Origin of the sequence: Streptomyces sp. NPDC006259 (assembly GCF_042870975.1) — a bacterium.
GTDB lineage: Bacteria > Actinomycetota > Actinomycetes > Streptomycetales > Streptomycetaceae > Streptomyces.
On the sequence record NZ_JBIAHY010000004.1, the window covers coordinates 844,923 to 867,706 of the forward strand.

The following is a 22,784-nucleotide window of genomic DNA, read 5'->3' on the forward strand; positions in this document are numbered from 1 at the left end:
TAAGCGGTGCCCCGTACCGCGTCCTTCCTAGATCCCCAACTCCTGCGCCAACACCGCCGCTTGCACCCGGTTGCGCAGCTCCAGCTTGCCCAGCAGACGGCTGACGTGCGTCTTCACCGTCGCCTCGGCCATGTCGAGGCGCTCCGCGATCCCCGCGTTGGACAGCCCCTCACCGAGGCAGACCAGTACCTCGCGTTCGCGCCGGGTCAGCGAGGCCAGCACCGCGGGATCGGCCTTCGGTCCCGGCGCCGGACTCGCGGCGAACTCCGCGATGAGGCGGCGGGTGACGGCCGGCGCCACGACGCCCTCGCCGCGCGCGACGGTACGGACCGCCTCGATCAGGTCCCTCGCCTCCGCGTTCTTCAGCAGGAACCCGGCCGCGCCCGCCCGCAGCGCCCCGAACACGTACTCGTCCAGGTCGAAGGTGGTCAGCACCAGCACGTCCGCGAGCCCCTCCTCGACCACCACGCGGGTCGCCGACACGCCGTCGAGCCGCGGCATCTGTACGTCCATCAGCACCAGGTCGGGCCGCAACTCCCGGGCCAGCGCCACCGCCTGCTCCCCGTCGGCCGCCTCACCGACCACCTCCACGTCGGGGGCGCTGCGCAGGATGAGGACCAGACCGGCGCGGACGGCGGACTGGTCCTCGGCGACCAGGACGCGGATCATGCGGGATCTCCTTCGGAGGCGGGGGCGGACGTGGAGGCGGTGGAGGTGGGGACGGTGGCGGGGACGGTGGCCGGGGCGCGGGTCATTCCGGACGGTCCCCTTCGGCGACGGGCAGCGAGGCGCGGACAGTCCACACAGTGCCCTCGGGACCGGCCGTGAAGGTACCGCCCAACAGCGCGGCCCGCTCCCGCATCCCGACCAGCCCGGCCCCGGAACCGGGGACCCGGGGGCCGTCCCGGTGGCCGTACCGGCTGCTCACCCGCACGTCGAGCATCCCGTTCCGCCGGGCGAGCGTGACCGCGACCGGGCCCGGCGAGGCGTGCTTGAGGGCATTGGTCAGGGACTCCTGGACGATGCGGTAGGCGGCCAGTTCGACCGGCGTGGGCACCTCGCCGAGGTCCGCGCGCAGGGTGACGTGGAGGCCGTTGGCGCGGGCGCCCTCCACCAGGTCGTCCAGTCCGTCGAGAGTGGGGGCGGCGGCCGGTTCGCGGTCCCCGCTGCCGTCCCGCAGGATGCCGATCAACCGCCGCATCTCGTCCAGCCCCGCCACGCTGTTCTCCCGGATCACCGACAGCGCCTCCTTCGAGGTGTCCGGGTCGTCCAGGGAGAGCGCGGCCGTGGAGTGGATGGCGATCGCCGACAGATGGTTGGCGACCATGTCGTGCAGTTCGCGGGCCATCCGGGCGCGTTCGGCGGTGACCGCCTGGGCGCGGTCCATCTCCGCGAGCAGCGCGGTCTGTTCGGCCCGCAGCCGGGCGGCCAGGGCGGCGTCGCGGTGATTGCGGACGATGAGGCCGGTGGAGGCGGGCGCGAACGACAGCACCCCGACGGCCACTCCGATGAGCAGTGCCTCGGGGACCCGCCAGAGCGCGAACGGCACCACCGTCGCCGCCACCGTGAGCAGCCCGGTGACCCGTGGGACGCGCCGGGCGGAGGCGGGCGTGCCGTACAGCACGGCCGCGTAGACGACGTCGGTGAACATGATCAGCGTGACGACGTTGCCCTGGGTGACCGTGTCCAGAGTGAGGGCGGCCGTGCCGGTCACCAGCGCGGTGCGCGGGGCGACCCGGCGCAGCAGCTCGCAGCCGGCCGTCACCAGGAGCGGCAGCAGGACCGGCCAGCGGCCGTCGAACAGCACGGTCGGCTCGTCGGCCGGACGCGTGCCCAGGCCGATGCCCCACATCAGCAGGCCGCCGAGCAGTCCGCCGGCGGCGACGACCACGTCGAACCGGTGCGGGCGGGGGAGTCGGACGGCCATGGATCCATCCAACACGGCCCGCGCGCCGCCCGCCTGATCCCGGAGGACGGTCCGGCACTGCATCCTTCGATGTACCGCGGGTTCGTCATCGGCGACGACGCCCCCGGCGGTCACGGACGCCAGCCTGGGAGGGTGAGCGAGAGGAGCGAACCGTGATCGTCTGGTTGATCGCCGCCTGTGAGATCGGCTTCTGGATACTGCTGGCCCTCGGACTGGCCGTCCGCTATCTGCTCGGATGGCGGCGGACCGGTGTGGTGCTGCTGCTGTGCGAGCCGGTGCTGGAACTGGTCCTGTTCGTGGTCTCGGCGATCGATCTGCGCAACGGCGCCGAACCCGGCTGGGAGCACGGCCTGGCGGCGCTGTACATCGGCTACACCGTCGCCTACGGCCACTACACGATCCGCTGGCTGGACGGCCACGCGGCCCACCGCCTCGGCGGCGGCCCGCCTCCGGCCGGACCGCCCCGCTACGGCCGCGGCCGCGCCCGCCACGAGGCGAAGCTGTGGCTGCGGGCCGTCCTCGGCGGAGCCGTCGCCCTGGCCCTGCTCCAGTGCGCGGTCTGGTACGTCGGCGACTCCGGCGACGTCGGTTCGCTGCGCGGGTTCCAGTGGACGACCGTGCGCGCGGTCGGCATCTACGGCCTGATCGCCCTGTCGTACACGGTCTGGCCCCGCAGGGCCCCGGCGGGCGCCGGGACGGAGGACGACGGGCCCGGGAAGGACCGCTCGGCGCACACCTCAGCGGGGAACCGCTAGCGCCGGGCTGGCGCGCACCTCTGCGGGAACCGCTCGCGGCCGGCCGACGCGCACCTCAGCGGGAACCGCTTGGCCGGCAGGCGTGCACCTCAGCGGGGAACCGCTAGCGCCGGGCAGGCGCGCACGTCTGCGGGAACTGCTCGTGGCCGACCGCGCGGGGAGCCGCCAGCGGCCGGCCGACTCGCACGTCAGCGGGAACCGCTGGCCGGTAGGCGTGCACCTCAGTGGGGAATCGGTAGCGCCGGGCAGGCGTGCACCTCAGCGGAAACCGCTCTGGCCGGCAGGCGTGCACCTCATCGGGGGACCGCCAGCGGCCGGCCGACGCACACGTCAGCGGGACCTGCTCGCGGCCGACCGGCGCGGATCTCCGCGGGGAGCCGCCAGCGGACGGCCGACGCGCACCTCAGCGGGAACCGCTGGCGCACCTCAGCGGGGAACCGGTAGCGCCGGGCTGGCGCGCACCCCCGCGGGGAGCCGCCAGCGGCCGGCAGGCGCGCACGTCAGCGAGAACTGCTCTGGCCGGCAGGCGCGCACGTCAGCGGGAACCGCTAGCGCCGGGCTGGCACGCACCTCAGCGGGAACCGCTGGCGCACCTCAGCGGGGAACCGCCAGCGCCGGGCAGGCGCGCACCCCCGCGGGGAGCCGCCGGCGACCGACCGGCGCGCACCCCGCCAGGCACCGCCGGCAGGCGCTCAGCGCTCCCCGCCCGGCACCCACAGCACGTCGCCGGGCTCCTTGTTGGCCGACCGGGCCAGGATGAACAGCAGGTCCGAAAGGCGGTTGAGGTAGGTCGCCGTGAGGGGGTTCATCACCTCGCCGTGCACCTCCAGCGCGGCCCAGGTCGAGCGTTCGGCGCGACGGACCACCGTGCACGCCTGGTGCAGCAGGGCCGCGCCGGGCGTGCCGCCGGGGAGGATGAAGGACCGCAGCTTCTCCAGCTCCGCGTTGAAGCGGTCGCAGTCGGCCTCCAGCTTGTCGACGTAGAACTGCTCGACCCGCAGCGGGGGGAAGTCCGGGTTCTCCACCACCGGTGTCGACAGGTCGGCACCGACGTCGAACAGGTCGTTCTGCACGCGGGTGAGGACCTCGACGACGTTCTCGTCGAGCCCGCCCAGCGCGATCGCGGTACCGATGACCGCGTTCGCCTCGTTCGCGTCCGCGTACGCCGCGATGCGCAGGTCGGTCTTGGCGACCCGGCTCATGTCGCCGAGGGCGGTGGTGCCCTGGTCGCCGGTCCTGGTGTAGATGCGCGTCAGATTGACCATGCCGCCAATCTAGACCGTTCCCGGCGCAGCGGACCGTGCCGTCCGTCACGGGTGACGGACCTCGCTCCGGAGGCGCCGGACGCCGCTCGGGAGGGGGTCAATCGGCGCGAATCCGGCAGGATTTGACGACGTGACCGGCGTCTCACGGCCTGCGACGTGAAACGCGTTACTAACCGGTCACACAGCGCCTCACGCCCGCTAGTGTCCCGCCGAGAGCCATCTGGAGGGGAGTTCGCTCCGCCGGTGCGCAATGCGCCGGATGGTTGACGCCGGTGACATCGGACGCCAGAGCGGGCAGGGCTTCTGCAAGCACTGGAACCGCACTGGCCCCATGGGCCTCACTCCTGCGGGTGAATTCGGTATCGGTTCGCTCACAGACGGCAACCTCTGACCGCTTCACGCAGTCAGACGATGCAACACCGGTCATTCACCACCGCGGAGCACGAGACGCACGCTTAGGGGAGCGCTATGCACATCAGGGGCGACCACGTCGAGCTGGTCGTCGGGGGCCGCCTCGACGTCCGCAGCGCGGCGGACGCCCGTACGGTCCTGCACACGGCGGTCGACGACGGTGTCGGCGACCTGGTGCTCGACCTGTCCGAACTCGACTCCTGGGACGCCACCGGACTGGGCGTCATCATGGGCGCCCACCGCCGGGCGGGCCGCTGCGGCCGCCGCCTGGTGCTGCGGGGCGTACCTCCCCAGATGCAGCGCCTCCTGGTGGCCACCCGACTGCACCGGATCCTCGCGATCGAGGGCGGCATCGGAGTGGAGTCCCTCCCGCGCGTGTGAGACCTGTCCGCGGTGGACACCCGAGTCAGGCAAACGTCACCTGGGCGGCCGAGCGGCACCTGTGCGGCGCGCGCAATCCTCACCGGACCGTGACGTCTCGGACGGCGCGGCACCCCGGGCTGTCGTAGATACTGTGCGAAGGTTTACGGTTCGTCTGCCCGCGCCCGCAGCCCTCGAGCGGGCACCGGACCGGATAGCGACAGCGCAGCGTGCGGCGAGGCCGGGAGGGGCTGTCTCCGCACCACGCTATTGGGGGGCTTGACCTATGGACCCGACGCACCAGGGACCCGAGGAGTACGGCCGCGACGGCCACGCGCCGCGCTCGCGCCCCTCCAGGGACCCCCTCAGCCCGGACTTCGGACAGCACGCGCCGGCTCTCGCCCGCACCGTGCGACTCGTCGCCGGCGAGCATCTCCTCACCGTCAACCCGGTCGACGGCAGCGAGATCGAACTCTCCCCGCCCACCGAGCGGCCCGAACCCCCCGCCAAGCGCACCCCCGACGAGCGCGCCGAGGCCGACCACGCGGCCCGGCCCCCCGCGCCCGCCGGACCCGCCCGCCCCGAGCAGCCCCTCCTCGGCCGCCAGGAGGAGCGCGAACAGCTCGTCCGGCTGCTGGCCCGCGGTCGGTCCGTCCGCCTCACCGGCCCCTCCGGCTCCGGCCGCACCAGCCTGCTCGACCTCGTCGCCGAGGACTGCGAGGACCTCGCGCCCGACGGCGTGATCCGCCTCACCGGCCACCGCCGCACCACCGCGGACCTCCTCCACGACCTCTTCCACACCGTCTACGACGCCCCGCTCCGCCGCCCCGACGACGACGAACTGCGTGCCCTGGTCCGCGAGATCGGCGCGGTCGTCGTGGTCGACGACCTGGAGTTCGGCGGCGCCGAACTGGACGAGCTGCTGGACGCCACCCCCGAGTGCGCCTTCCTCCTCGGTGCGACCCCCGACACCCCGCCGCCCACCGCCGACTCGGCCGTGGCGGAGGTCGCCCTGAGCGGCCTCGACCGCGCGGGCGGCGTCGAGGTGATCGAACGGGCCGTCGGCCGCGTCCTCACCGAGGAGGAGGCCAACTGGGCCGGCGACCTCTGGTTCGAGTCCGAGGGCCTGCCGTTGCGGTTCGTCCAGGCCGGCGCCCTGCTGCGGCAGCGCGACCGGCTGAGCGCCGACGCCGTCGTGGTCGACGAGTTCGGTATCTTCGAGGACGCCAGGCCGTTCACCGCGGCCCCCGCCGACGCCCCGGCAGGGGAGGCCGAGGAGATACCCCTGCCCTCGCTGGGGGAGGCCGCCGCGCCCGCCCCGCTGCTCGCCGCCCGCCTCAGCGCCTCCGCGCGCGCCGCCCTGCGCTTCGCCGTCGCACTCGGCGGCGAGGTCCCGCACCAGGCGCACCTGCCCGCCCTGGTCGGCGACACCCACGCCGACGCCGCCCTCGGCGAACTGGCCGCCTGCGGGCTCGTCTCCCCGGTCGGCGCCCGCTACCGCCTCGCCGCCGGCGTGCGGGCCCAGCTGGAGGCCGCCGGATACGCCGACGACGCCACCGACCGCGCCCGGACCGCCGCCCGGCACTACGCCTGGTGGGCCGGACACCCCTCGGTCACCCCCGCCCGGGTGTGCGCGGAGGCCGACGCCGTGCTCGCCGCCCTCGCCGTGACCGTCCCGGAGACCGAGCGGGCCGCCGAGGGCGAGCGGGCCACCGCGGTCGAGCTGGCCCGCACCGCGGCCCCCGCCTTCGCCGCCGGACTCCACTGGGGCGCCTGGGAACAGGCGCTGCACGAGGGCGCCGAAGCGGCCCGCCTCGCCGGGGAGTCCGCCGACCGCGCCTACTTCCACCACGAACTGGGCGTCCTCGCCCTGTGCACCGGACAGCTCGACCGGGCCCGCTCCGAGCTGGAGGCCTCCATCGGCCTGCGCGGCTCCCTCGCCGACAAGCGGGGCACCACGGCCGGCCGGCGCGCCCTCGCCCTGGTCGCCGACCGCTCGGGCGACGTTCCCGGCCTGGTCGTGGCCGCGCCCGGCGAGGAGGCGCCGGACGCCCGCCGCGAGGATCCGTCGTCCCCGCCCCGTGGCATCACCGCCGTCCTCCCGTCGGCACCGCCCACCGGCCCCACCGTGGTCACCGGCCGGCCCGTCGCCGCACCCCGGGCCCATCGCGGCAGGGGCGGCCTGCGCGGCCTGGCCAGGCGCAACCTGGTCGCGGCCGGCGCGGGCGCCCTGCTCGTCGCCGTCCTCGGCACGGTGGTGACCCTCGGTGCCACCTCGGGCAACGACCCGAACCGTCCCTCCGACACCGTGGGCGTCAACCCCACCGCCGGCACCGGCCTGGGCGGCGACGACCTCGGCGGGGACGACCCCGGCGGGGACACGGGTGCCGGGGACACCGGGTACGCGACCAGCGCCCCCACGGATCCGGGGCCGGACGGGACGATGGGGACGTCGGACGATCCGACGCCGACGGGGCCGGCGGAGCCGTCACCGGGTGCGAGCAGCTCGCAGGGGTCGGGAAGCGGGGACCCCTCTCCTTCGCCGACCGGGTCCCCGTCCGCCAGCCACAGCACGCGTCCGTCCACGACGCCGTCCGGGACGACCTCCGAGTCGCCGAGTGACACGCCCTCGCCGTCCGCGAGTGAGACGGGTTCGGATCCGACCGGCCTCCCGAGCGAGAGCGCCCCCAGCTCGGCGGCCGACTCGTTCTCCTCCGCCCCTGTGGGCTCGGCCTCACCGAGCGGTGCGCTCTCCTCGGACCCGGACCCGCTGATCTGACCGCGGACGTTCCGAAGGGCGGGTCCGCAAGGACCCGCCCCCGTCGTCGGGTCCGCCTCAGAACAGCCGCAGCTTGTCGTCCTCGATGCCGCGCATCGCGTTGTAGTCGAGGACCTGGCAGCCGATGCCGCGGTCCGTGGCCAGGACGCGGGCCTGCGGCTTGATCTCCTGCGCGGCGAACACGCCCCGCACCGGCGCCAGGTGGGGATCGCGGTTCAACAACTCCAGATAGCGGGTGAGTTGCTCGACGCCGTCGATCTCGCCGCGTCGTTTGATCTCGACCGCGACGGTCCGGCCCTCGGCGTCGCGGCAGAGGATGTCGACGGGGCCGATGGCCGTCATGTACTCGCGGCGGATCAGGGTGTAGCCCTCGCCGAGGATCTCGATGCGGTCCGCGAGGAGTTCCTGGAGGTGTGCTTCCACGCCGTCCTTGACCAGGCCGGGATCGACGCCGAGTTCATGGGACGAGTCGTGGAGGATCTCCTCCATCGTGATGATCAGCTTCTCGCCCGCTTTGTTGACGACGGTCCAGACGCCGTCCTCCGCGTCCGTGCCCTCCTTCAGCGTGCAGGGCGGAGACATCCAGTTGAGGGGCTTGTAGGCCCGGTCGTCCGCGTGGATCGAGACGCTGCCGTCCGCCTTCACCAGGATCAGACGGGGGGCGGAGGGGAGGTGGGCGGTGAGCCGGCCCGCGTAGTCCACGGAGCACCGGGCGATGACGAGACGCATGGTCGGCAACGCTACTCGACACCCCGGGCGCCACGCGATTCGCCCGGCGGTCTCCCTTCACCACCGCTCACGGTGGCCCCGGGAGCCGCGCGATTTCACCTGGAAAACACAGGTTCGACAGTGGCCGATACTGCGCCCCACCGCGGCTCCCTATGTGCCCGTTCTCCTGGTGCGGTCACGGTCCGTTGCCTACCGTAGAGAACGGGAGGTCGCGATGCGTGTACTCAGCGTGCTCGCTGTCTGTGCATGGCGAACTCCCTTTCCCTGTCCGGCAACCCCTGCGCCTCGGGGGTGCGAGAGGAGTACCCATGTCGCTCGACGTCTCACCGGCCCTACTCGAACAGGCCGAGCGAGGCGAGGTCGACGAAGCAGAATTCGTCGACTGCGTCCGGACCTCCCTGCCCTACGCATGGGAGATGATCAGTTCCCTGGTGGCCCAGCTGAAGGTGGACGGCGGCAAGTTCGCCGACAACCAGACGCCCCCGCCGGACGAGCAGGCACGCGGGCAGTTGCTGCGAGCGCTGGCGAGTGACGCGATACGCGGCGCCCTGCAGCGGCACTTCGGTGTACGGCTGGCCTTCCAGAACTGCCACCGGGTGGCGGTGTTCCCGTTGGACACGTCGGTCGACGAGTCGCTGTCCCGCTTCACGTCGGTCCGCAGTCAGGTGCTCAACCAGTCCCCGGAGTTCCGGGACTGCTGAGGCTCTCGCTTGCCGCTCCCGACACGGGAGGACTTGGCGGGGAGCGGCAAGCTTCTCGGCGGCGGGGCCGCTCACCGGAGGTGGGGGAGGACCTCCGAGCCCAGCCGCCGTACGTTCTCCTCCGTGGCCGCCAGGTCGCCGGAGCCCTCGACGAGCAGCGCGAAGCGCGAGATGCCGGTTCGCTCGCTGGTGGCCGCGAGACGGTCGACGCACAGCCGAGGGGTGCCCACCGGGTGCAGCCCGCAGAGGAGTTCGGTGTACGCCACCGGGTCCCGCATGCCGCGGGCCCGGCCGTCCACCGTCACATGGGCGTCGAGGCCCTGCTTCAGCCAGCCCGGCATCGCCTTCACCAGCGTCTCCGCCGCGTCGGTGCGGCGGTCCGCGATCTGGCAGACGCCCGCCGAGACATGGCCGGCGTCCCGGACCTCCGCGGCGGGCCGCCCGGCGGCGCGCGCGTGCTGCCGCCACAGGGCGACCATCTCGGCCTTCTCCTCGTCCCCGATGTGCATGCCGAGCAGCATCGGCAGGCCCCGCTCGGCGGCCAGCCGCACACTCGCCGGGGAGGTGCACGCGACGACCACCTCCGGCCCCGCCCCGTCCGTCAGGGCCTCCGAGGGCCGCGGGACGACGGGGACCTCGCGGAAGCGGAAACGCTCGCCGTCCGCCCCCACGGACGGTTCGCGCAGCCAGCGCACCAGCAGATCGAGTGATTCCGCGAACCCCGACTCGTACGCCTTGAGGCCCGAGCCGAACACCTCCAGGTCGACCCAGGGGCCGCCCCGCCCCACGCCCAGGGAGAAGCGGCCGCCGGTCGTCAGATGGAGCAGCGCGGCCTGCTCGCCGAGGGCGACGGGGTGCGCGGTGGGCAGCACGCTCACCGCCGTGCCCACCCGGATGCGCCGGGTGCGGCCCAGCAGCACGGCTGCCAGGGTGATCGCGGACGGACAGGTGCCGTACGGCACGAAGTGGTGCTCGGCCAGCCAGACGGAGTCCAGACCCGCCTCCTCGGCGACCTCCGCGGAGCGGACCGCGCGGTGCAGCGCCTCCCCCTGGCCCTGCCCCGGGAACTGGGCCGCCAACACGAAACTTCCAACACGCATGGCACTTTCCTGCTTCCTTGGCTCCGACGCGGAGCTCCCCCGCCCGGCATAACCGCCCGACACGTGCCGAGGACACGGCTCACGGGGAGATTTGCGGATTGTCTGGAGAATGAGCCGTCCGGAAGGGCGCCCACGGGGACAGGTTCGCCACGGGTACCCCTGTCGGCTCCGCGTAGGCTGGTCCGCAACCCTGCACCCTGTATAGCCCCGTGAGGTGTCCCTTGTCTCCGCGTCGCAACCGCCCCAAGGGCGACGACTCGTCCGGCCGGAGCGCCGAGGACGATCGTGCGAGCCGTTACGGCGGCTGGCAGTCCAGCGCCGGCTGGGCCGGTGAGGTGTGGAGTGTGCGGCACGTGGCGGGCGCGAGCGCGCAGGGCAAGACCTACCGCTGTCCCGGTTGTGACCAGATGATCCCCGACGGGGTGCCGCACGTCGTCGTGTGGCCCGAGCACGCGGGCGTCGACGACCGTCGGCACTGGCACAAGGCGTGCTGGAACGCGCGGGACCGCCGCACCCCGGGGGTGCGGCGGTCCCGTAACGCGCCGAGGTTCTAGAGGGCCTCAGACGTCGCGCTTCTCCAGCAGGGCGAAGGCGGCGCCGAGGGCGGCGGCCGCCACGCCGAGCGCGATCCACAGCGGGTCCCAGCCGGCCGGGCCGGTCTCCGTCAGCGAGGTGGAGTAGAAGACGCTCATCTGGTTCGGGATCGAGTACTCGAACAGGGCCTCGCGCAGGTCCTCCAGCGAGGACGAGAACATGAACAGGGCGATCACCAGCGGCGCCAGGACGAGGCCGATCATGATCGTGATGGCGCCCGCCGAGTGCCGGATGATCGAGCCCATCGCGAGCGAGAGCAGGCCGAGCAGCGCGATGTAGAGGGACACGCCGACGGTGCCCTTCAGCCATTCACCGGTGGAGGGGTCCCTGGCGTCCGTCAGCAGGGCCACGTCGACCAGGGCGACGAACAGGGACGACACCAGCGTCACCACGAAGGCGACGAGGAAGAACACGACGGCCTTCGCGCCGAGCACGCGGCCCCTGGACGGGCAGGCCACCATCGTGGTGCGGATCATGCCGGTGCCGTACTCCGAGGCGGTCGTCATCACGCCGAGCGTGATGACGCAGATGCTCCCCAGGAGCAGCCCGAAGAAGCCGAACGACAGCGGGTTCTCGCCCGCCACGTCGCCCTCGGAGGCGCTCGCGGAGACGAGCGCGGCGGTCAGCAGCCCGATGCCGACGACGAGCAGGACGAACACGCCCAGCGTCCACATCGTGGAGCGCACCGACCGGATCTTCGTCCACTCCGAGGCGACGGCATGCCCGAGGTGCGTGCGCACGACGGGGATCGGCGAGGTGTAGCCGGGATACGAGGGGCCGGGCGCCGCCTGCCAGGCGGGCGCGGCCTGCGGGGCCGGGGTCTGGGGCGTGCTCATCGGGCGTCCTCGGTCGTGGTCGGGGCGGATGCCTGCGGCGCCGCGGCGGGCCGCTCCGACGCCTGCGGAGCCGCTGCCGGGGCCGTGGGGGGCTGTTCGGGTGCCACGGGGGGCTGCGCGGGTGCGACGGGCGCCGGGGCGGGAGCCGCCGGTGCGCCCGGCTGCGCGTACGGGTTGGGCGTGCCCGGCGCGGCGCCGTACGGGCCCTGAGCGACGCCCGCGACGGGCGGCTGGGCGGGCGCGTAGCCCTGCTGCGGGAGCGCGTAGCCCTGCTGCGGGGGCGGCGGGGCGTACCAGCCGGGCTGGCCCTGGCCGGGCACCGGCATCGGCGGCTGCGCGCCCGGCGGCAGCGGCTGCTGGAGTCCGGCCTTCTGGTCGGTCGTCGACCGGTAGTCGACGGCCCCCTGCGTCATCCGCATGTAGGCCTCCTCCAGCGAGGCCTGGTGCGGCGACAGCTCCCACAGACGTACGTCCGCGCCGTGGGCGATGTCGCTGATGCGGGGGAGCGGCAGGCCGGTCACGCGCAGGGCACCGTCCTGCTCGGGCATGACGTGACCGCCCGCCTCGGTGAGCGCGCCGGCGAGCTTCTCGCGCAGCTGCGGCTCGGTGTGCGGGGTGCGCACGCGCGCGAAGTCCGCGGAGTTGGCCGAGATGAAGTCGGTGACGCTCATGTCGGCGAGGAGCTGTCCGCGTCCGATGACGATCAGGTGGTCCGCGGTCAGCGCCATCTCGCTCATGAGGTGCGAGGAGACGAAGACGGTCCGGCCCTCCGCGGCGAGGGACCTCATCAGATTGCGCACCCAGAGGATGCCCTCGGGGTCGAGGCCGTTGACCGGCTCGTCGAACAGCAGCACCTGGGGGTCGCCGAGGAGCGCGGCGGCGATGCCGAGCCGCTGGCCCATGCCGAGCGAGAAGCCCTTGGACCGCTTCCTCGCCACGTCCTGGAGGCCGACCACGCCGAGCACCTCGTCCACCCGCCGGCCCGGGATGCCCGAGAGCTGGGCGAGGCTGAGCAGATGGTTGCGGGCGTGCCGGCCGCCGTGCACGGCCTTGGCGTCCAGCAGGGCGCCGACCTGGCGGGGCGCGTTCGGCAGCTTCCGGTACGGGTAGCCGCTGATCGTCACCGAGCCCGCGGTCGGGTTGTCCAGGCCCAGGATCATGCGCATCGTCGTGGACTTGCCCGAGCCGTTGGGCCCGAGGAAGCCGGTGACGGCACCGGGCCGCACCTGGAAGGAAAGGTTGTACACAGCGGTCTTGTCGCCATAGCGCTTGGTCAGGCCGACTGCCTCGATCATGCTCCGCACCCATCGAAAGGTTCAGGACAGCAGGGCACACGCCCCCGTAAGGCTTAGGAGGATATCGAGGCGCTGACGGTTCCGCTCAAATCAAAGTAAAACCCAGAGCTTCACGCATCGCGTTTCCTCAGGAGCAGGTATCCGCCCGCGAGCGCCGCCACCACCCAGGCCGCCATGATCGCCAGCCCGCCCCAGGGACCGTACGGGGTGTCGTCGTCGAACGGGGTGACCACCTGCATGATCCTGCTGCCCGCCTGGTCGGGCAGGTACTGGCCGAACGTCTTCGTCGCGTCGACGTTGCCCAGGATCTGCGAGATCAGGAAGAAGAACGGCATCAGGATGCCCAGCGACAGCATCGGCGAGCGCAGCATCACGGCCACGCCCATCGAGAACACCGCGATCAGCGTCATGTAGAGACCGCCGCCGATGACCGCCCGCAGCACACCGCTGTCGCCGATCGACGCCCTGTGCTCGCCGAGCATGGCCTGCCCGAGGAAGAAGGCGACGAAGCTGGTCACCAACCCCACGACGAGCGCGAGCACGGTCGCCACCGCGATCTTGCTGAACAGGAAGGTGCCACGCTGCGGAACCGCCGCCAGCGAGGTGCGGATCATGCCGGTGCTGTACTCGTTGGCCACCACGAGCACCCCGAACACGATCATCGCGAGCTGGCCGAGACTCATCCCGGCGAAGCTGATGAACGTCGGGTCGAAGGAGAGCTGGTCGCCCCGGCTCATGTCGTCGAACTCGTTCTTCGACAGCGCCGAGATCAGCATGCCGAGGGCGATGGTGACCACCACGGCGAGGGACAGCGTCCAGACGGTGGACGCCACGGAACGGATCTTCGTCCACTCCGAACGGATGACCTGGGTCGCCGCCATCTCAGTCCTTCCTCCCTTCGTCGCCCCACGGTTCCCGCTGCTCCGCGGGGGCGTCGCTGTGCGCGTGGTACTCGACCGACTCGGCGGTCAGCCGCATGAACGCCTCCTCCAGGGAGGCCCGCTGAGGACTCAGCTCGTGCAGCACGATCTGGTGCTGCGCGGCCAGCTCGCCGATCCGCTCCGACGTGCTCCCGTCCACCTCCAGCACCTCGCCGCCGGCCTCCACGACGGTGACCCCGGCCCCGTGCAGCACATCCAGCAGCCGTTCCCGCTGAGGGGTGCGGATGCGGACGTACGCCCGTGAGTTCTGCGCGATGAAATCGGCCATCGAGGTGTCGGCGAGCAGTCGGCCCTGGCCGATGACGACGAGGTGGTCGGCGGTCAGCGCCATCTCGCTCATCAGGTGGGAGGAGACGAACACGGTGCGGCCCTGCGCGGCGAGCGACTTCATCAGGTTGCGGATCCAGTGGATGCCCTCGGGGTCGAGGCCGTTGACCGGCTCGTCGAACATCAGGATCCGCGGGTCGCCGAGGAGCGCGCCCGCGATGCCGAGCCGCTGCCCCATGCCCAGCGAGAAGCCCTTGGCCTTCTTCCTCGCCACCGAGGTCAGACCGACGGTCTCCAGCACCTCGTGCACCCGGCCGGCCGGGATGCCGTTGCTCTGCGCCAGGCACAGCAGGTGGTGGAAGGCGCTGCGCCCGCCGTGCATGGCCTTGGCGTCCAGCAGGGCGCCGATGTACTTCAGCGGGTCCTTGAGCCGGTCGTAGTGCTGCCCGTCGATCCGGACGTCCCCGGCGGTCGGCCGGTCCAGGCCCAGCATCATCCGCATGGTGGTCGACTTGCCGGCGCCGTTGGGACCGAGGAAGCCCGTGACGATGCCCGGTCTGACGGTGAAGGTCAGATTGTTGACCGCCACTTTCTCGCCGTACCGTTTGGTCAGGCCTTCTAGCTCGATCATGCGGCCACGCTAGGGCCGGTCCACGGCCGGTGCCAACCCAGGCGGGCGAACGGCGGCCGAAGCCGACGTGAAAGGGGCGGCGGGACCCGAGTCCCACCGCCCCTCACCGCTCGGTGACTACCGGGTCTGCTGCGCCGGCACACCACGGGAGATCGGCTCGTCCTCGGTGGGGGAGCCGGCCGCGGCCACCGCGGCGCCCGTGAGGGTGGCGAGCATCTCGCGCACGTTCGTCAGCTGGGCGTTGATCGAGTCGCGGCGGTTGGTGAGAGCCGCCAGCTCGCGCTCCGATTCCGAACGGATGCGGTCCGCCTTGGCGTTCGCGTCGGCCACGATGTCCTCGGCCTGGCGCTGCGCCGTCTCGACGGTCTGACGGGCCCGGCGCTCGGCGTCCGTGCGCAGCTTCTCCGCCTCCAGACGCAGCTGCTCCGCGCGGTGCTCGATCTCCGCGAGACGCTTCTCCGCCTTCTGCTGACGGGACGCCAGGTCGCGCTCGGACTGCTCGCGGCGCTTGGCGAGGTTCGTCTCGAAGTCGGCGGCGGCCTGCGCGGCCTTGGCGCGGGTCTCCTCGAAGAGGGCGTCGGCCTCCTCACGCTTGGACTGCGCGTCCTTCTGAGCCTCGGAACGCAGCTGCGAGGCGTCGCTCTTGGCCTTCTCGATGACGCGGACGCCCTCGTCCTCGGCCTTGGCCTTGCGCTCGGCGGCGAACGACTCCGCGTCGTTGCGCACCTGCTGGGCCGCCGACTCGGCCAGCTCGCGGTGCTGCTCGGCCGCGCGACGGGCCTCCTCGCGCAGATCCTTGGCCTCCTCCTCGGCGAGGCGGAGGATCTTCTCGACACGCGCGCCGAGACCGGCGTACGACGGCTCTGCGTCGCTCATCTGGGCCTGGGCGTTCTGTGTCTCGAGGTGAAGCTCCTCGATGCGCTTTTCCAGAGCAGTGATACGGGCCAGAGCGCTGTCACGGTCGGAGACGAGCTTCGAGATGCGTTCGTCCACCTGAGCGCGGTCGTACCCACGCCGCACAAGCTCGAAGCCGTAGGGGGAAGTGTCGCTCATGGGGTTCCTGTCGAATGAGACCGGTGAGGTGATAGGTGGAATCCTAGGGGCCGAAGCGGTGTGTCATCGAGCGGATGCGCGTTTGATACGGAGAATGAGACCCCTTTTGGGTGGCTAAGCGCCAGACGGCTTGCCAAAGACTTGGGCAAAGGCCCCAGACTCCAACGCAACGCCCACACTCGGCTAGTGGTCCGAGGACTTGCCACCCGATCGTGGAGCACCCACCGTCGCGCCCGCCTTGACGCCGCCGTCCTTGCTCGCCGGCGGGGCCTCGAAGGACTCCAGCGCCTCCAGCACGTCCTGGACGCGCGAGATCTCGGCGTTGATGTCCTCGCGGCGCCGCACCAGGACCTCCAGCTCCCGCTTGCCCTCCTCGACCGTGCGCCGGGCCTCGCGGATCGCCTCGGCCTTCAGCTCCTCGGCCTCGCGGATCAGGGTGGCCTTCTTCTGCTCGGCCTCCTTGAGGAGCCCCTCGGCCTTCTTCACGGCGGCGATCCGGACCTTGCCGGCCTCCGAGTTCGCCTCCGACACCAGCTCCTTGGCCCGCGCCTGAGCCTTGCCGAGCTGCTCCTCGGCGGCCTTGATGAGCGCGTCGCAGCGGTCGCCGGTCGACCTCATCGTCTCGGCGGCCTCGCGGCGGGCCCGCTCGTGCAGCTCCTCGATCTCGGAGGTGATGCGGTCGCGCAGCTCCTCGGCCCGCTCCCTTATGGCGGTCGCGTCCCGGCGGGCGCCGACGAGCAGCTCGTCCGCGTCCGTACGGGCCTTCTCCACCCGCGAGTTGCCCTCGACCGTCGCCTCGGCGACCAGCCGCTCGGCCTCGCTACGGGCCGCGCCGACCATCGTGTCGGCCTGGGCCTCCGCCTCCGCGGTGGTCTTCAGCGCCTGCTGCTGGGCCTCGGTGAGCAGCTTGTCCGCCTCGGCCGCGGTCTCCGTGATGAGCGTGTCGACCTGCTCGGCGGCCTCGGAGCGCCGCTTGTTGGCCTCCTTGCGGGCCTCGTCGAGCGTGGAGTCGATCTCGTCGCGGGCCACGCTCAGCATGCGGTCGGCCTCCGCCGCCGCCTCCCGCTTGACCCGTTCCGCCTCGGTGCGCACCCGCTCGGCGTGCTGGCGCGCCGTACCCACGGTCTCGGCGGCCTCGGCGCGCAGCCGCTCCGCGTCGCCGGAGGCGTCCCCGATGAGCTTCTCCGCCTTCGCCACCGACTCGGCGCGCAGCCGCTCGGCCTCCTCGATCGCCTCGGTACGGACCCGCTCGGCCTCCGCGACCGTCTCCGACTGGAGCCGCTCCGCCTCGGCGATGGTCTCCGTCTGGAGCCGCTCCGCCTCGGAACGCGCCTCCGTGATGAGGGTGTCGGCCTGCGTCGCCGCGTCCGACCGGATGCGGTTGGCGTCGTCACGGGCGTCGGCCCGGGTGCGCGACGCGTCCTGCTCGGCCTGCGCGATGGTGTCCGAGGCCTCCGTGCGCACCCGCTGGGCGTGCGCCGACGCCTCCGAACGCAGCCGCTCGGCCTCCGCGATGGCCTCGCCGACGGTCCGCTCGGCCAGCGCCCTGGCCGCCTCGGTCTCCTCGCTCGCCTCCCGCCGCAGCCGGCTCGCGTCCTCCGCGGCCCGCTCCCGCTCGGAGTACGCGTCGGCGCGGACCCGGCCCGCCTCCTCCTCGGCCTCGCGGCGGACACGGTCGGCCGCGTGCTCGGCGGCGGAACGCAGCCCGGTGATCTCCTCCTGCGCCTGCTCGTGCAGCCCGGCCACGGAGTCCCGTACCTGCTGCGCGTGCTGCTCGGCCGCCGACACCATCTCGGTGGCGCGCCGGTCGGCCTCCTCCACCAGCCGCACGGCCTCGGCCTGGGCGTCCTCCACGCGCTTTCGCGCCGACGCCAGCAGCTCCTCGCTCTGCTCGCGGGCCCGCTCGCGCTCCTGGTCGGCCTCCTGGCGGGCCGCGCCGAGGTAGTCCTCGGCCTCGCGGCGGCGCCGGGTGGCCTCCTCCTGGGCGGCGGCCAGCGTCTCGGACGCCTCGGCGGCCAGCCGCTCGGCGGCGGCCTGCGCCTCCGCGCGCACCCGGTCGGCGGAGTCCTGCGCCTCGGTCCGCAGCCGCTCCGCCTCGGCGGCCGCCTCCGACCGCAGCCGGACGGCGACGGACTCGGCCTCGGCGCGCGAGGCGGACGCGTCCGCGGCGGCCTCGTTGCGCAGCCGGTCGGCCTCGGTCTCGGCCTGCTGCTGGAGCGTACGGATCCGCTCGGCGGCCTCGCCGCGCAGCCGCTCGGTCTCCTCGGCGGCCTCGCGGCGGATCCGCTCGGCCTCCTGGCGGGCGTCGGTGAGCGCCTCCTCGGCGGCGGCGAGCCGGGTCTCCGCCTCGCCGTGCAGCCGGGTCAGCTCCTCGGCGGCCTCCGCCTGCCGCGCCTCGACGGCGCGCTCGGCCTCCTCGCGCAGGGCGAGCGCGGCCCGTTCGGCGTCCGCCGTGATGCCCTCGGCCTGCTCGACGGCCTCGGCACGGTGGCGCTCGGCCTCCTTGCGGGTGCGCTCCAGGGTCTCCTCGGCCTGCCGGCGCAGCGTGGTGGCCCGCTCGATGGCCTCCGTACGGACCTTCTCGCTGTCCGCGGTGGCCTTCTGGCGCAGCTCGTCGGCGTCCTGACGGGCCTTGGCCAGCAGTTCCTCGGCGGTCTTGGCCGCCTCCTCGATCTGCTGGACGGCCTCCTTGCGGGCCTCCGCGCGGATCTTCTCGCCCTCGGCGACCGCGTCGGCGCGCAGCTGCTCGGCCTCGCCGCGCAGCCGGCGGGCCTCCTCCTGCAGCTCGACCGTCCTGGCCCGGTACTCCTTGGTGTCGTCCTTCGCCGCGCCCTTCAGCTCCTCGGCGATGTCGTGCGCCTCGGAGCGCAGCCGGTCGGCCTCGGTCTCCGCCTCCCGGCGGATCCGCTCGGCCTCCTCGGCGGCGGCCTTCGTGGTGCGCTGCGCGTCCTCCTGCGCCTTGTTGAGGACGTCCTCGGCGGTCTTGGCCGCCTTCGACAGCTGGGTGGCGCTCTCCTCGGCGGTGAGCGTGCGGGCCTTCTCGGCGGCCTCGGCGAGGAGCTTCTCGGCCTCGGCGCGGGCGTCGGCGACGAGCTGCTCGGCGTCCGCCTTGGTGGCCTCGGCCTCCTTGGTGGCCTCGCTGACCAGCCGGGCGACCTGCTCCTTCGCCGTACGGGTGCGCTGTTCGTTGGCGGACTCGGCGCCGGAGAGGGTCTTCTCGGCGGCGGCCTTGGCCTCCGCGACGACCTTCTCGGCCTCGGACTGCGCCTTGCGCAGCGCCTCCTCGGCCTCCGCCATGCGCTGCTCGGCGGTCCGGCTCAGCTCGGTCGCCTGCCGGCGGGCGGCGTCGGACTCGGTGGCCGTGGAGCTGCGCAGTGCCTCGGCGTGGTCGGTGGCCTCCTGGGCCTGGGTGGAGGCGGCGTTCAGCAGGCGCTCGGCGTCCGCGCGGGCGCGGCGCAGCAACTGCTCGGCCTCGGCGCGGGCCGTCTCGGCCTCGCTCTGGAGCCGCTGCCGGGCCTCGGTGGTGACCCGCTCGGCCTCGGCGCGGGCGGCCGCCAGCGCCTGCTCGGCCTCGGCGCGCGACTCCTCCAGGAGACGGCGGGCCTGGGTCTCGGTGCGGGCGCGCAGCTGCTCGGCCCACGCCACGTTCTCGTTGACGTGCGACTCGACGGTCTGCCGGCGCTCGGCCAGCTCCTGGTCGAGCTGCTGGCGGCGGGTGACGGCCTCCTGGTGCAGCTCCGCCTGGAGCCGGGCGGCCTGTTCGGCGTGCTCCTGGAGGATGCGCTGGGTCTGCGAGCGGGCCTGGCTCAGCTCCCGCTCGGCGTCCGCGCGGAGCTGGTCGGCCTGCATCTGCGCATTACGCAGCAACTGCTCGGCCTGGTAGCCGAGGTCCCCGCCGTCGAAGGAGGGGCGGGACATGATGGTGCGCCGCGCCTCGTGCAACTTGGCGCGCAGCACCTCGACCTGGTAGCCGAGGTCCTCGGCGTGCTGGATCGCCTTTTCCCGCTCGGTCTTCAGCCGCTTCATCTCGGCTTCGAACCGAGTGAGGTGGTCGACGTCAGCCGCCGGCTCCCGCTCCTGGCTCTCGTAGCCCCGCACTGCGCGGTCCCATCCGTCCCCTGGTCGCAACCTTCTCCGTACGAGCTCCGTCCGTTCGCAGGACGGGGCCCCCGGGGAATGGTGTCAGATCAACGGCGGAGCACGGGCTGTCGCCCCGACGCTCGTCCCCCGAAACCCGGACCCCGGAAGTCCTGCCGACATGACGGCAGGACGCCGGTCGCCCTGGCTGGAGCGGCGACCGACCCCAACCCTACCGGCCCATATGTACGAGGGTCAGTGCTCAGGTGACTCAACGGGCGCCGATGTGACCAGTTCTGTCAGTACTCCATGGCAATCCTTTGGGTGAAGGAAGGTGATCCGTGACCCCATGGAGCCGATCCGGGGCTCCTCGTAGAGCACGCGTACGCCCTTGTCGCGGATGTCCGCGGAGTCGGCGTCGACGTCCGCCGTGCCGAAGGCGATGTGGTGGACGCCCTCGCCGTTCTTGGCGAGCCACTTGGCGACGGTGGAGTCCTCGCGGGTCGGTTCCAGCAGCTGGAGGTACGAGGCGCCGCCGTCGGACGTATCGTTGATCTTGAGCATGGCCTCGCGTACGCCCTGCTCCTCGTTGACCTCGGAGTGGAACACCTCGAAGCCGTACGTCGCCCGGTAGAACTCGACGGTGGCGTCGAGGTCGTGACAGGCGATCCCGATGTGGTCGATTCGCGTCAGCATGGTGTCAGTGCAGCGCGGCGGAGGTGGTTACGCAACGTGCGCGCGATCACACCGACGGCCCGATGACGGGTGCAGTACCGGTCAGTACATTCGAAGTAAACCCTCGTTCACTCCTCGGCCCGTGCAAGGCCGGTAAGGGGAATCGCAGCTCATGACTGACTCGACTGGTTCCAACGGCACGACCTCGGTGATCGTCGCGGGCGCGCGTACGCCCATGGGACGGTTGCTGGGTTCCCTGAAGTCCTTCTCCGGAGCCGACCTCGGCGGCTTCGCGATCAAGGCCGCCCTCGACCGTGCGGGGATCGGCGGCGACCAGGTGCAGTACGTGATCATGGGCCAGGTGCTCCAGGCCGGTGCGGGCCAGATCCCGGCCCGGCAGGCCGCGGTCAAGGCCGGCATCCCGATGAACGTCCCGGCGCTCACCGTCAACAAGGTGTGTCTGTCCGGCCTCGACGCCATCGCGCTGGCCGACCAGCTGATCCGCGCGGGCGAGTTCGACATCGTCGTGGCGGGCGGCCAGGAGTCCATGACCAACGCCCCCCACCTGCTGCCGAAGTCCCGCGAGGGCTTCAAGTACGGCGCCATCGAGATGCTCGACGCGATGGCGTACGACGGGCTGACGGACGCCTTCGAGAACATCGCCATGGGCGAGTCCACCGAGAAGCACAACACGCGCCTCGGCATCGCCCGCGCCGAGCAGGACGAGATCGCCGCGCTCTCCCACCAGCGGGCCGCCGCCGCGCAGAAGAACGGGCTGTTCGAGGCCGAGATCACGCCGGTGGAGATCCCGCAGCGCAAGGGCGAGCCGGTCGTCTTCAGCAAGGACGAGGGCATCCGCCCCGAGACCACCGCCGAGTCGCTCGGCAGGCTCCGCCCGGCCTTCACCAAGGACGGCACCATCACCGCCGGGTCCGCCTCGCAGATCTCCGACGGCGCCGCGGCCGTGGTCGTGATGAGCAAGGCCAAGGCGCAGGAGCTGGGCCTGGAGTGGATCGCCGAGATCGGCGCCCACGGCAATGTGGCGGGCCCGGACAACTCGCTCCAGTCGCAGCCGTCCAACGCCATCCTGCACGCCCTGAAGAAGGACGGCCTGGACGTCTCCGACCTGGACCTCGTCGAGATCAACGAGGCCTTCGCCGCCGTGGCCGTGCAGTCGATGAAGGACCTCGGAGTGTCGGCGGAGAAGGTGAACGTCAACGGCGGAGCCATCGCCCTCGGCCACCCCATCGGCATGTCCGGCGCCCGGCTCGTGCTGCACCTGGCCCTGGAGCTGAAGCGGCGGGGCGGCGGCATCGGCGCGGCCGCGCTGTGCGGCGGCGGCGGCCAGGGTGACGCACTGATCGTGCGGGTACCGAAGGCCTGAGTTCCCTGTACGTCATTACCCGAACGGAGCTGTGATGCAGGACGTCTCCTCGCTGGTCGCCCAGGCCAGGGAAGGCCGGCCCAGGGCCGTGGCCCGGCTGATCTCCCTGGTGGAGGGGGCGTCGCCGCAGCTCAGGGAGGTCATGGCGGCGCTGGCCCCGCTGACCGGCAACGCCTACGTGGTGGGGCTGACCGGCTCGCCCGGCGTCGGCAAGTCGACGTCCACCTCCGCGCTGGTCACGGCGTACCGCAAGCAGGGCAGGCGGGTCGGCGTCCTGGCCGTCGACCCGTCCTCGCCGTTCTCCGGCGGCGCCCTGCTCGGCGACCGCGTGCGGATGTCGGAGCACGCCTCCGACCCCGGCGTCTACATCCGCTCCATGGCCACCCGCGGCCACCTCGGCGGCCTGGCGTGGTCGGCCCCGCAGGCCATCCGCGTCCTGGACGCGGCGGGCTGCGAGGTGATCCTGGTCGAGACGGTCGGCGTCGGCCAGTCCGAGGTCGAGATCGCCTCCCAGGCGGACACCAGCGTGGTCCTCCTCGCCCCCGGCATGGGCGACGGCATCCAGGCCGCCAAGGCCGGAATCCTGGAGATCGGCGACGTGTACGTCGTCAACAAGGCCGACCGCGACGGCGCCGACGCCACCGCCCGCGAGCTGAACCACATGCTGGGCCTCGGCGAGTCCCGCGCCCCCGGCGACTGGCGCCCGCCGATCGTGAAGACGGTGGCCGCGCGCTCCGAGGGCATCGACGAGGTCGTCGAGGCGCTGGAGAAGCACCGCGCGTGGATGGAGGAGCATGGTGTCCTCGCCGAGCGCCGCCGCGCCCGCGCGGCCCGCGAGGTCGAGACGATCGCCGTGACCGCCCTGCGCGAGCGCATCGGCGACCTGCACGGCGACCGCCGTCTGAGCACACTCGCGGAGAAGATCGTCGCCGGCGAACTGGACCCGTACCGGGCGGCGGACGAACTGGTGACGGGCCTGACCCGGGGCGAGTGACGCGGCACCG

General features: G+C 72.7%; 19 protein-coding genes. 7 read left to right on the forward strand and 12 right to left on the reverse strand.

All coding sequences use genetic code 11. From position 1 onward, the window contains the following. Window positions 1–27: 27 nt before the first annotated feature. Together ACFYO5_RS20400 and ACFYO5_RS20405 are read right to left on the reverse strand one after the other, a co-directional pair. A complete protein-coding gene (locus tag ACFYO5_RS20400; protein WP_356567577.1) occupies window positions 28–669 on the reverse strand; it encodes a response regulator transcription factor in 642 nt (213 codons plus the stop codon). An 82-nt stretch (window positions 670–751) separates the two neighbouring features. Then, entirely contained in the window at window positions 752–1,927 is a 1,176-nt protein-coding gene (locus ACFYO5_RS20405; protein WP_388710296.1) for a sensor histidine kinase, read from the reverse strand. Between the two features lie 152 nt (window positions 1,928–2,079). Here ACFYO5_RS20405 and ACFYO5_RS20410 point away from each other — a divergent pair, with 152 nt between their 5' ends. After that, a complete protein-coding gene (locus ACFYO5_RS20410) occupies window positions 2,080–2,682 on the forward strand; it encodes a hypothetical protein (protein ID WP_388710298.1) in 603 nt (200 codons plus the stop codon). Between the two features lie 692 nt (window positions 2,683–3,374). Here ACFYO5_RS20410 and ACFYO5_RS20415 read toward each other — a convergent pair. Beyond that, on the reverse strand, window positions 3,375–3,947 hold the full coding sequence (locus tag ACFYO5_RS20415; protein ID WP_388710300.1) for a cob(I)yrinic acid a,c-diamide adenosyltransferase: 573 nt from the start codon (window positions 3,945–3,947) through the stop codon (window positions 3,375–3,377). Window positions 3,948–4,415: 468 nt separating this feature from the next. Between ACFYO5_RS20415 and ACFYO5_RS20420 the strand changes: the two genes are divergently transcribed. Both ACFYO5_RS20420 and ACFYO5_RS20425 read left to right on the forward strand, forming a co-directional pair. Continuing rightward, entirely contained in the window at window positions 4,416–4,739 is a 324-nt protein-coding gene (locus ACFYO5_RS20420; RefSeq protein WP_073494057.1) for an STAS domain-containing protein, read from the forward strand. A 265-nt stretch (window positions 4,740–5,004) separates the two neighbouring features. Continuing rightward, window positions 5,005–7,497: an ATP-binding protein gene (locus ACFYO5_RS20425; RefSeq protein ID WP_388710302.1), complete on the forward strand. Its 2,493-nt coding sequence runs from the start codon at window positions 5,005–5,007 to the stop codon at window positions 7,495–7,497. 57 nt (window positions 7,498–7,554) lie between these two features. Here the strand turns inward: ACFYO5_RS20425 and nucS are convergent, their stop codons facing one another. Further along, a complete protein-coding gene (nucS, locus tag ACFYO5_RS20430) occupies window positions 7,555–8,226 on the reverse strand; it encodes an endonuclease NucS (RefSeq protein ID WP_356567568.1) in 672 nt (223 codons plus the stop codon). A 308-nt stretch (window positions 8,227–8,534) separates the two neighbouring features. Here nucS and ACFYO5_RS20435 point away from each other — a divergent pair, with 308 nt between their 5' ends. Then, a complete protein-coding gene (locus ACFYO5_RS20435; RefSeq protein ID WP_086773029.1) occupies window positions 8,535–8,927 on the forward strand; it encodes an SCO5389 family protein in 393 nt (130 codons plus the stop codon). A 71-nt stretch (window positions 8,928–8,998) separates the two neighbouring features. Here ACFYO5_RS20435 and ACFYO5_RS20440 read toward each other — a convergent pair whose 3' ends face one another. Further along, a complete protein-coding gene (locus ACFYO5_RS20440; protein ID WP_388710305.1) occupies window positions 8,999–10,027 on the reverse strand; it encodes an LLM class flavin-dependent oxidoreductase in 1,029 nt (342 codons plus the stop codon). Between the two features lie 221 nt (window positions 10,028–10,248). On the opposite strand from ACFYO5_RS20440, the gene ACFYO5_RS20445 reads away from it, so the two are divergent. Beyond that, entirely contained in the window at window positions 10,249–10,581 is a 333-nt protein-coding gene (locus ACFYO5_RS20445) for an ATP/GTP-binding protein (RefSeq protein WP_356567564.1), read from the forward strand. Window positions 10,582–10,587: 6 nt separating this feature from the next. On the opposite strand, the gene ACFYO5_RS20450 is transcribed toward ACFYO5_RS20445, so the two are convergent. The 7 genes from ACFYO5_RS20450 to mce form a co-directional block, all read right to left on the reverse strand. Then, complete coding sequence (locus ACFYO5_RS20450; RefSeq protein WP_356567562.1) at window positions 10,588–11,457, reverse strand: ABC transporter permease; 870 nt, start codon at window positions 11,455–11,457, stop codon at window positions 10,588–10,590. Then, entirely contained in the window at window positions 11,454–12,752 is a 1,299-nt protein-coding gene (locus ACFYO5_RS20455; RefSeq protein ID WP_388710307.1) for an ATP-binding cassette domain-containing protein, read from the reverse strand. The genes ACFYO5_RS20450 and ACFYO5_RS20455 overlap by 4 nt, the downstream gene beginning before the upstream one ends. A gap of 110 nt (window positions 12,753–12,862) precedes the next feature. Beyond that, the gene (locus tag ACFYO5_RS20460) at window positions 12,863–13,633 is read right to left on the reverse strand and encodes an ABC transporter permease (RefSeq protein WP_356567559.1); all 771 of its coding nucleotides are present in this window, start codon (window positions 13,631–13,633) and stop codon (window positions 12,863–12,865) included. Between the two features lies 1 nt (window position 13,634). Beyond that, a complete protein-coding gene (locus ACFYO5_RS20465; RefSeq protein WP_388710310.1) occupies window positions 13,635–14,591 on the reverse strand; it encodes an ABC transporter ATP-binding protein in 957 nt (318 codons plus the stop codon). A gap of 117 nt (window positions 14,592–14,708) precedes the next feature. Further along, window positions 14,709–15,644, reverse strand: a complete 936-nt coding sequence (locus ACFYO5_RS20470; protein ID WP_356567555.1) for a cellulose-binding protein — start codon at window positions 15,642–15,644, stop codon at window positions 14,709–14,711. A gap of 183 nt (window positions 15,645–15,827) precedes the next feature. Beyond that, window positions 15,828–19,742 carry a polarized growth protein Scy gene (scy, locus tag ACFYO5_RS20475; protein WP_388710312.1) on the reverse strand — a complete coding sequence of 1,305 codons (3,915 nt, stop codon included), beginning with the start codon at window positions 19,740–19,742 and terminating at the stop codon, window positions 15,828–15,830. A gap of 234 nt (window positions 19,743–19,976) precedes the next feature. Next, window positions 19,977–20,417, reverse strand: coding sequence for a methylmalonyl-CoA epimerase (gene mce, locus ACFYO5_RS20480; protein WP_388710314.1), 441 nt, complete (start codon window positions 20,415–20,417; stop codon window positions 19,977–19,979). 151 nt (window positions 20,418–20,568) lie between these two features. Between mce and ACFYO5_RS20485 the strand changes: the two genes are divergently transcribed. Together ACFYO5_RS20485 and meaB are read left to right on the forward strand one after the other, a co-directional pair. Next, complete coding sequence (locus tag ACFYO5_RS20485) at window positions 20,569–21,780, forward strand: acetyl-CoA C-acetyltransferase (RefSeq protein WP_356567549.1); 1,212 nt, start codon at window positions 20,569–20,571, stop codon at window positions 21,778–21,780. 34 nt (window positions 21,781–21,814) lie between these two features. Then, entirely contained in the window at window positions 21,815–22,774 is a 960-nt protein-coding gene (gene meaB / locus ACFYO5_RS20490; protein ID WP_356567548.1) for a methylmalonyl Co-A mutase-associated GTPase MeaB, read from the forward strand. Window positions 22,775–22,784 lie beyond the last annotated feature (10 nt).

Bases quoted from the DNA above. Each gene is read 5' to 3' on its own strand.
- ACFYO5_RS20400 (WP_356567577.1), bottom strand. From the start codon at position 669: ATGATCCGCGTCCTGGTCGCCGAGGACCAGTCCGCCGTCCGCGCCGGT.
- ACFYO5_RS20405 (WP_388710296.1), bottom strand. From the start codon at position 1,927: ATGGCCGTCCGACTCCCCCGCCCGCACCGGTTCGACGTGGTCGTCGCC.
- ACFYO5_RS20415 (WP_388710300.1), bottom strand. From the start codon at position 3,947: ATGGTCAATCTGACGCGCATCTACACCAGGACCGGCGACCAGGGCACC.
- ACFYO5_RS20420 (WP_073494057.1), top strand. From the start codon at position 4,416: ATGCACATCAGGGGCGACCACGTCGAGCTGGTCGTCGGGGGCCGCCTC.
- ACFYO5_RS20425 (WP_388710302.1), top strand. From the start codon at position 5,005: ATGGACCCGACGCACCAGGGACCCGAGGAGTACGGCCGCGACGGCCAC.
- nucS (WP_356567568.1), bottom strand. From the start codon at position 8,226: ATGCGTCTCGTCATCGCCCGGTGCTCCGTGGACTACGCGGGCCGGCTC.
- ACFYO5_RS20435 (WP_086773029.1), top strand. From the start codon at position 8,535: ATGTCGCTCGACGTCTCACCGGCCCTACTCGAACAGGCCGAGCGAGGC.
- ACFYO5_RS20440 (WP_388710305.1), bottom strand. From the start codon at position 10,027: ATGCGTGTTGGAAGTTTCGTGTTGGCGGCCCAGTTCCCGGGGCAGGGC.
- ACFYO5_RS20450 (WP_356567562.1), bottom strand. From the start codon at position 11,457: ATGAGCACGCCCCAGACCCCGGCCCCGCAGGCCGCGCCCGCCTGGCAG.
- ACFYO5_RS20455 (WP_388710307.1), bottom strand. From the start codon at position 12,752: ATGATCGAGGCAGTCGGCCTGACCAAGCGCTATGGCGACAAGACCGCT.
- ACFYO5_RS20460 (WP_356567559.1), bottom strand. From the start codon at position 13,633: ATGGCGGCGACCCAGGTCATCCGTTCGGAGTGGACGAAGATCCGTTCC.
- ACFYO5_RS20465 (WP_388710310.1), bottom strand. From the start codon at position 14,591: ATGATCGAGCTAGAAGGCCTGACCAAACGGTACGGCGAGAAAGTGGCG.
- ACFYO5_RS20470 (WP_356567555.1), bottom strand. From the start codon at position 15,644: ATGAGCGACACTTCCCCCTACGGCTTCGAGCTTGTGCGGCGTGGGTAC.
- mce (WP_388710314.1), bottom strand. From the start codon at position 20,417: ATGCTGACGCGAATCGACCACATCGGGATCGCCTGTCACGACCTCGAC.
- ACFYO5_RS20485 (WP_356567549.1), top strand. From the start codon at position 20,569: ATGACTGACTCGACTGGTTCCAACGGCACGACCTCGGTGATCGTCGCG.
- meaB (WP_356567548.1), top strand. From the start codon at position 21,815: ATGCAGGACGTCTCCTCGCTGGTCGCCCAGGCCAGGGAAGGCCGGCCC.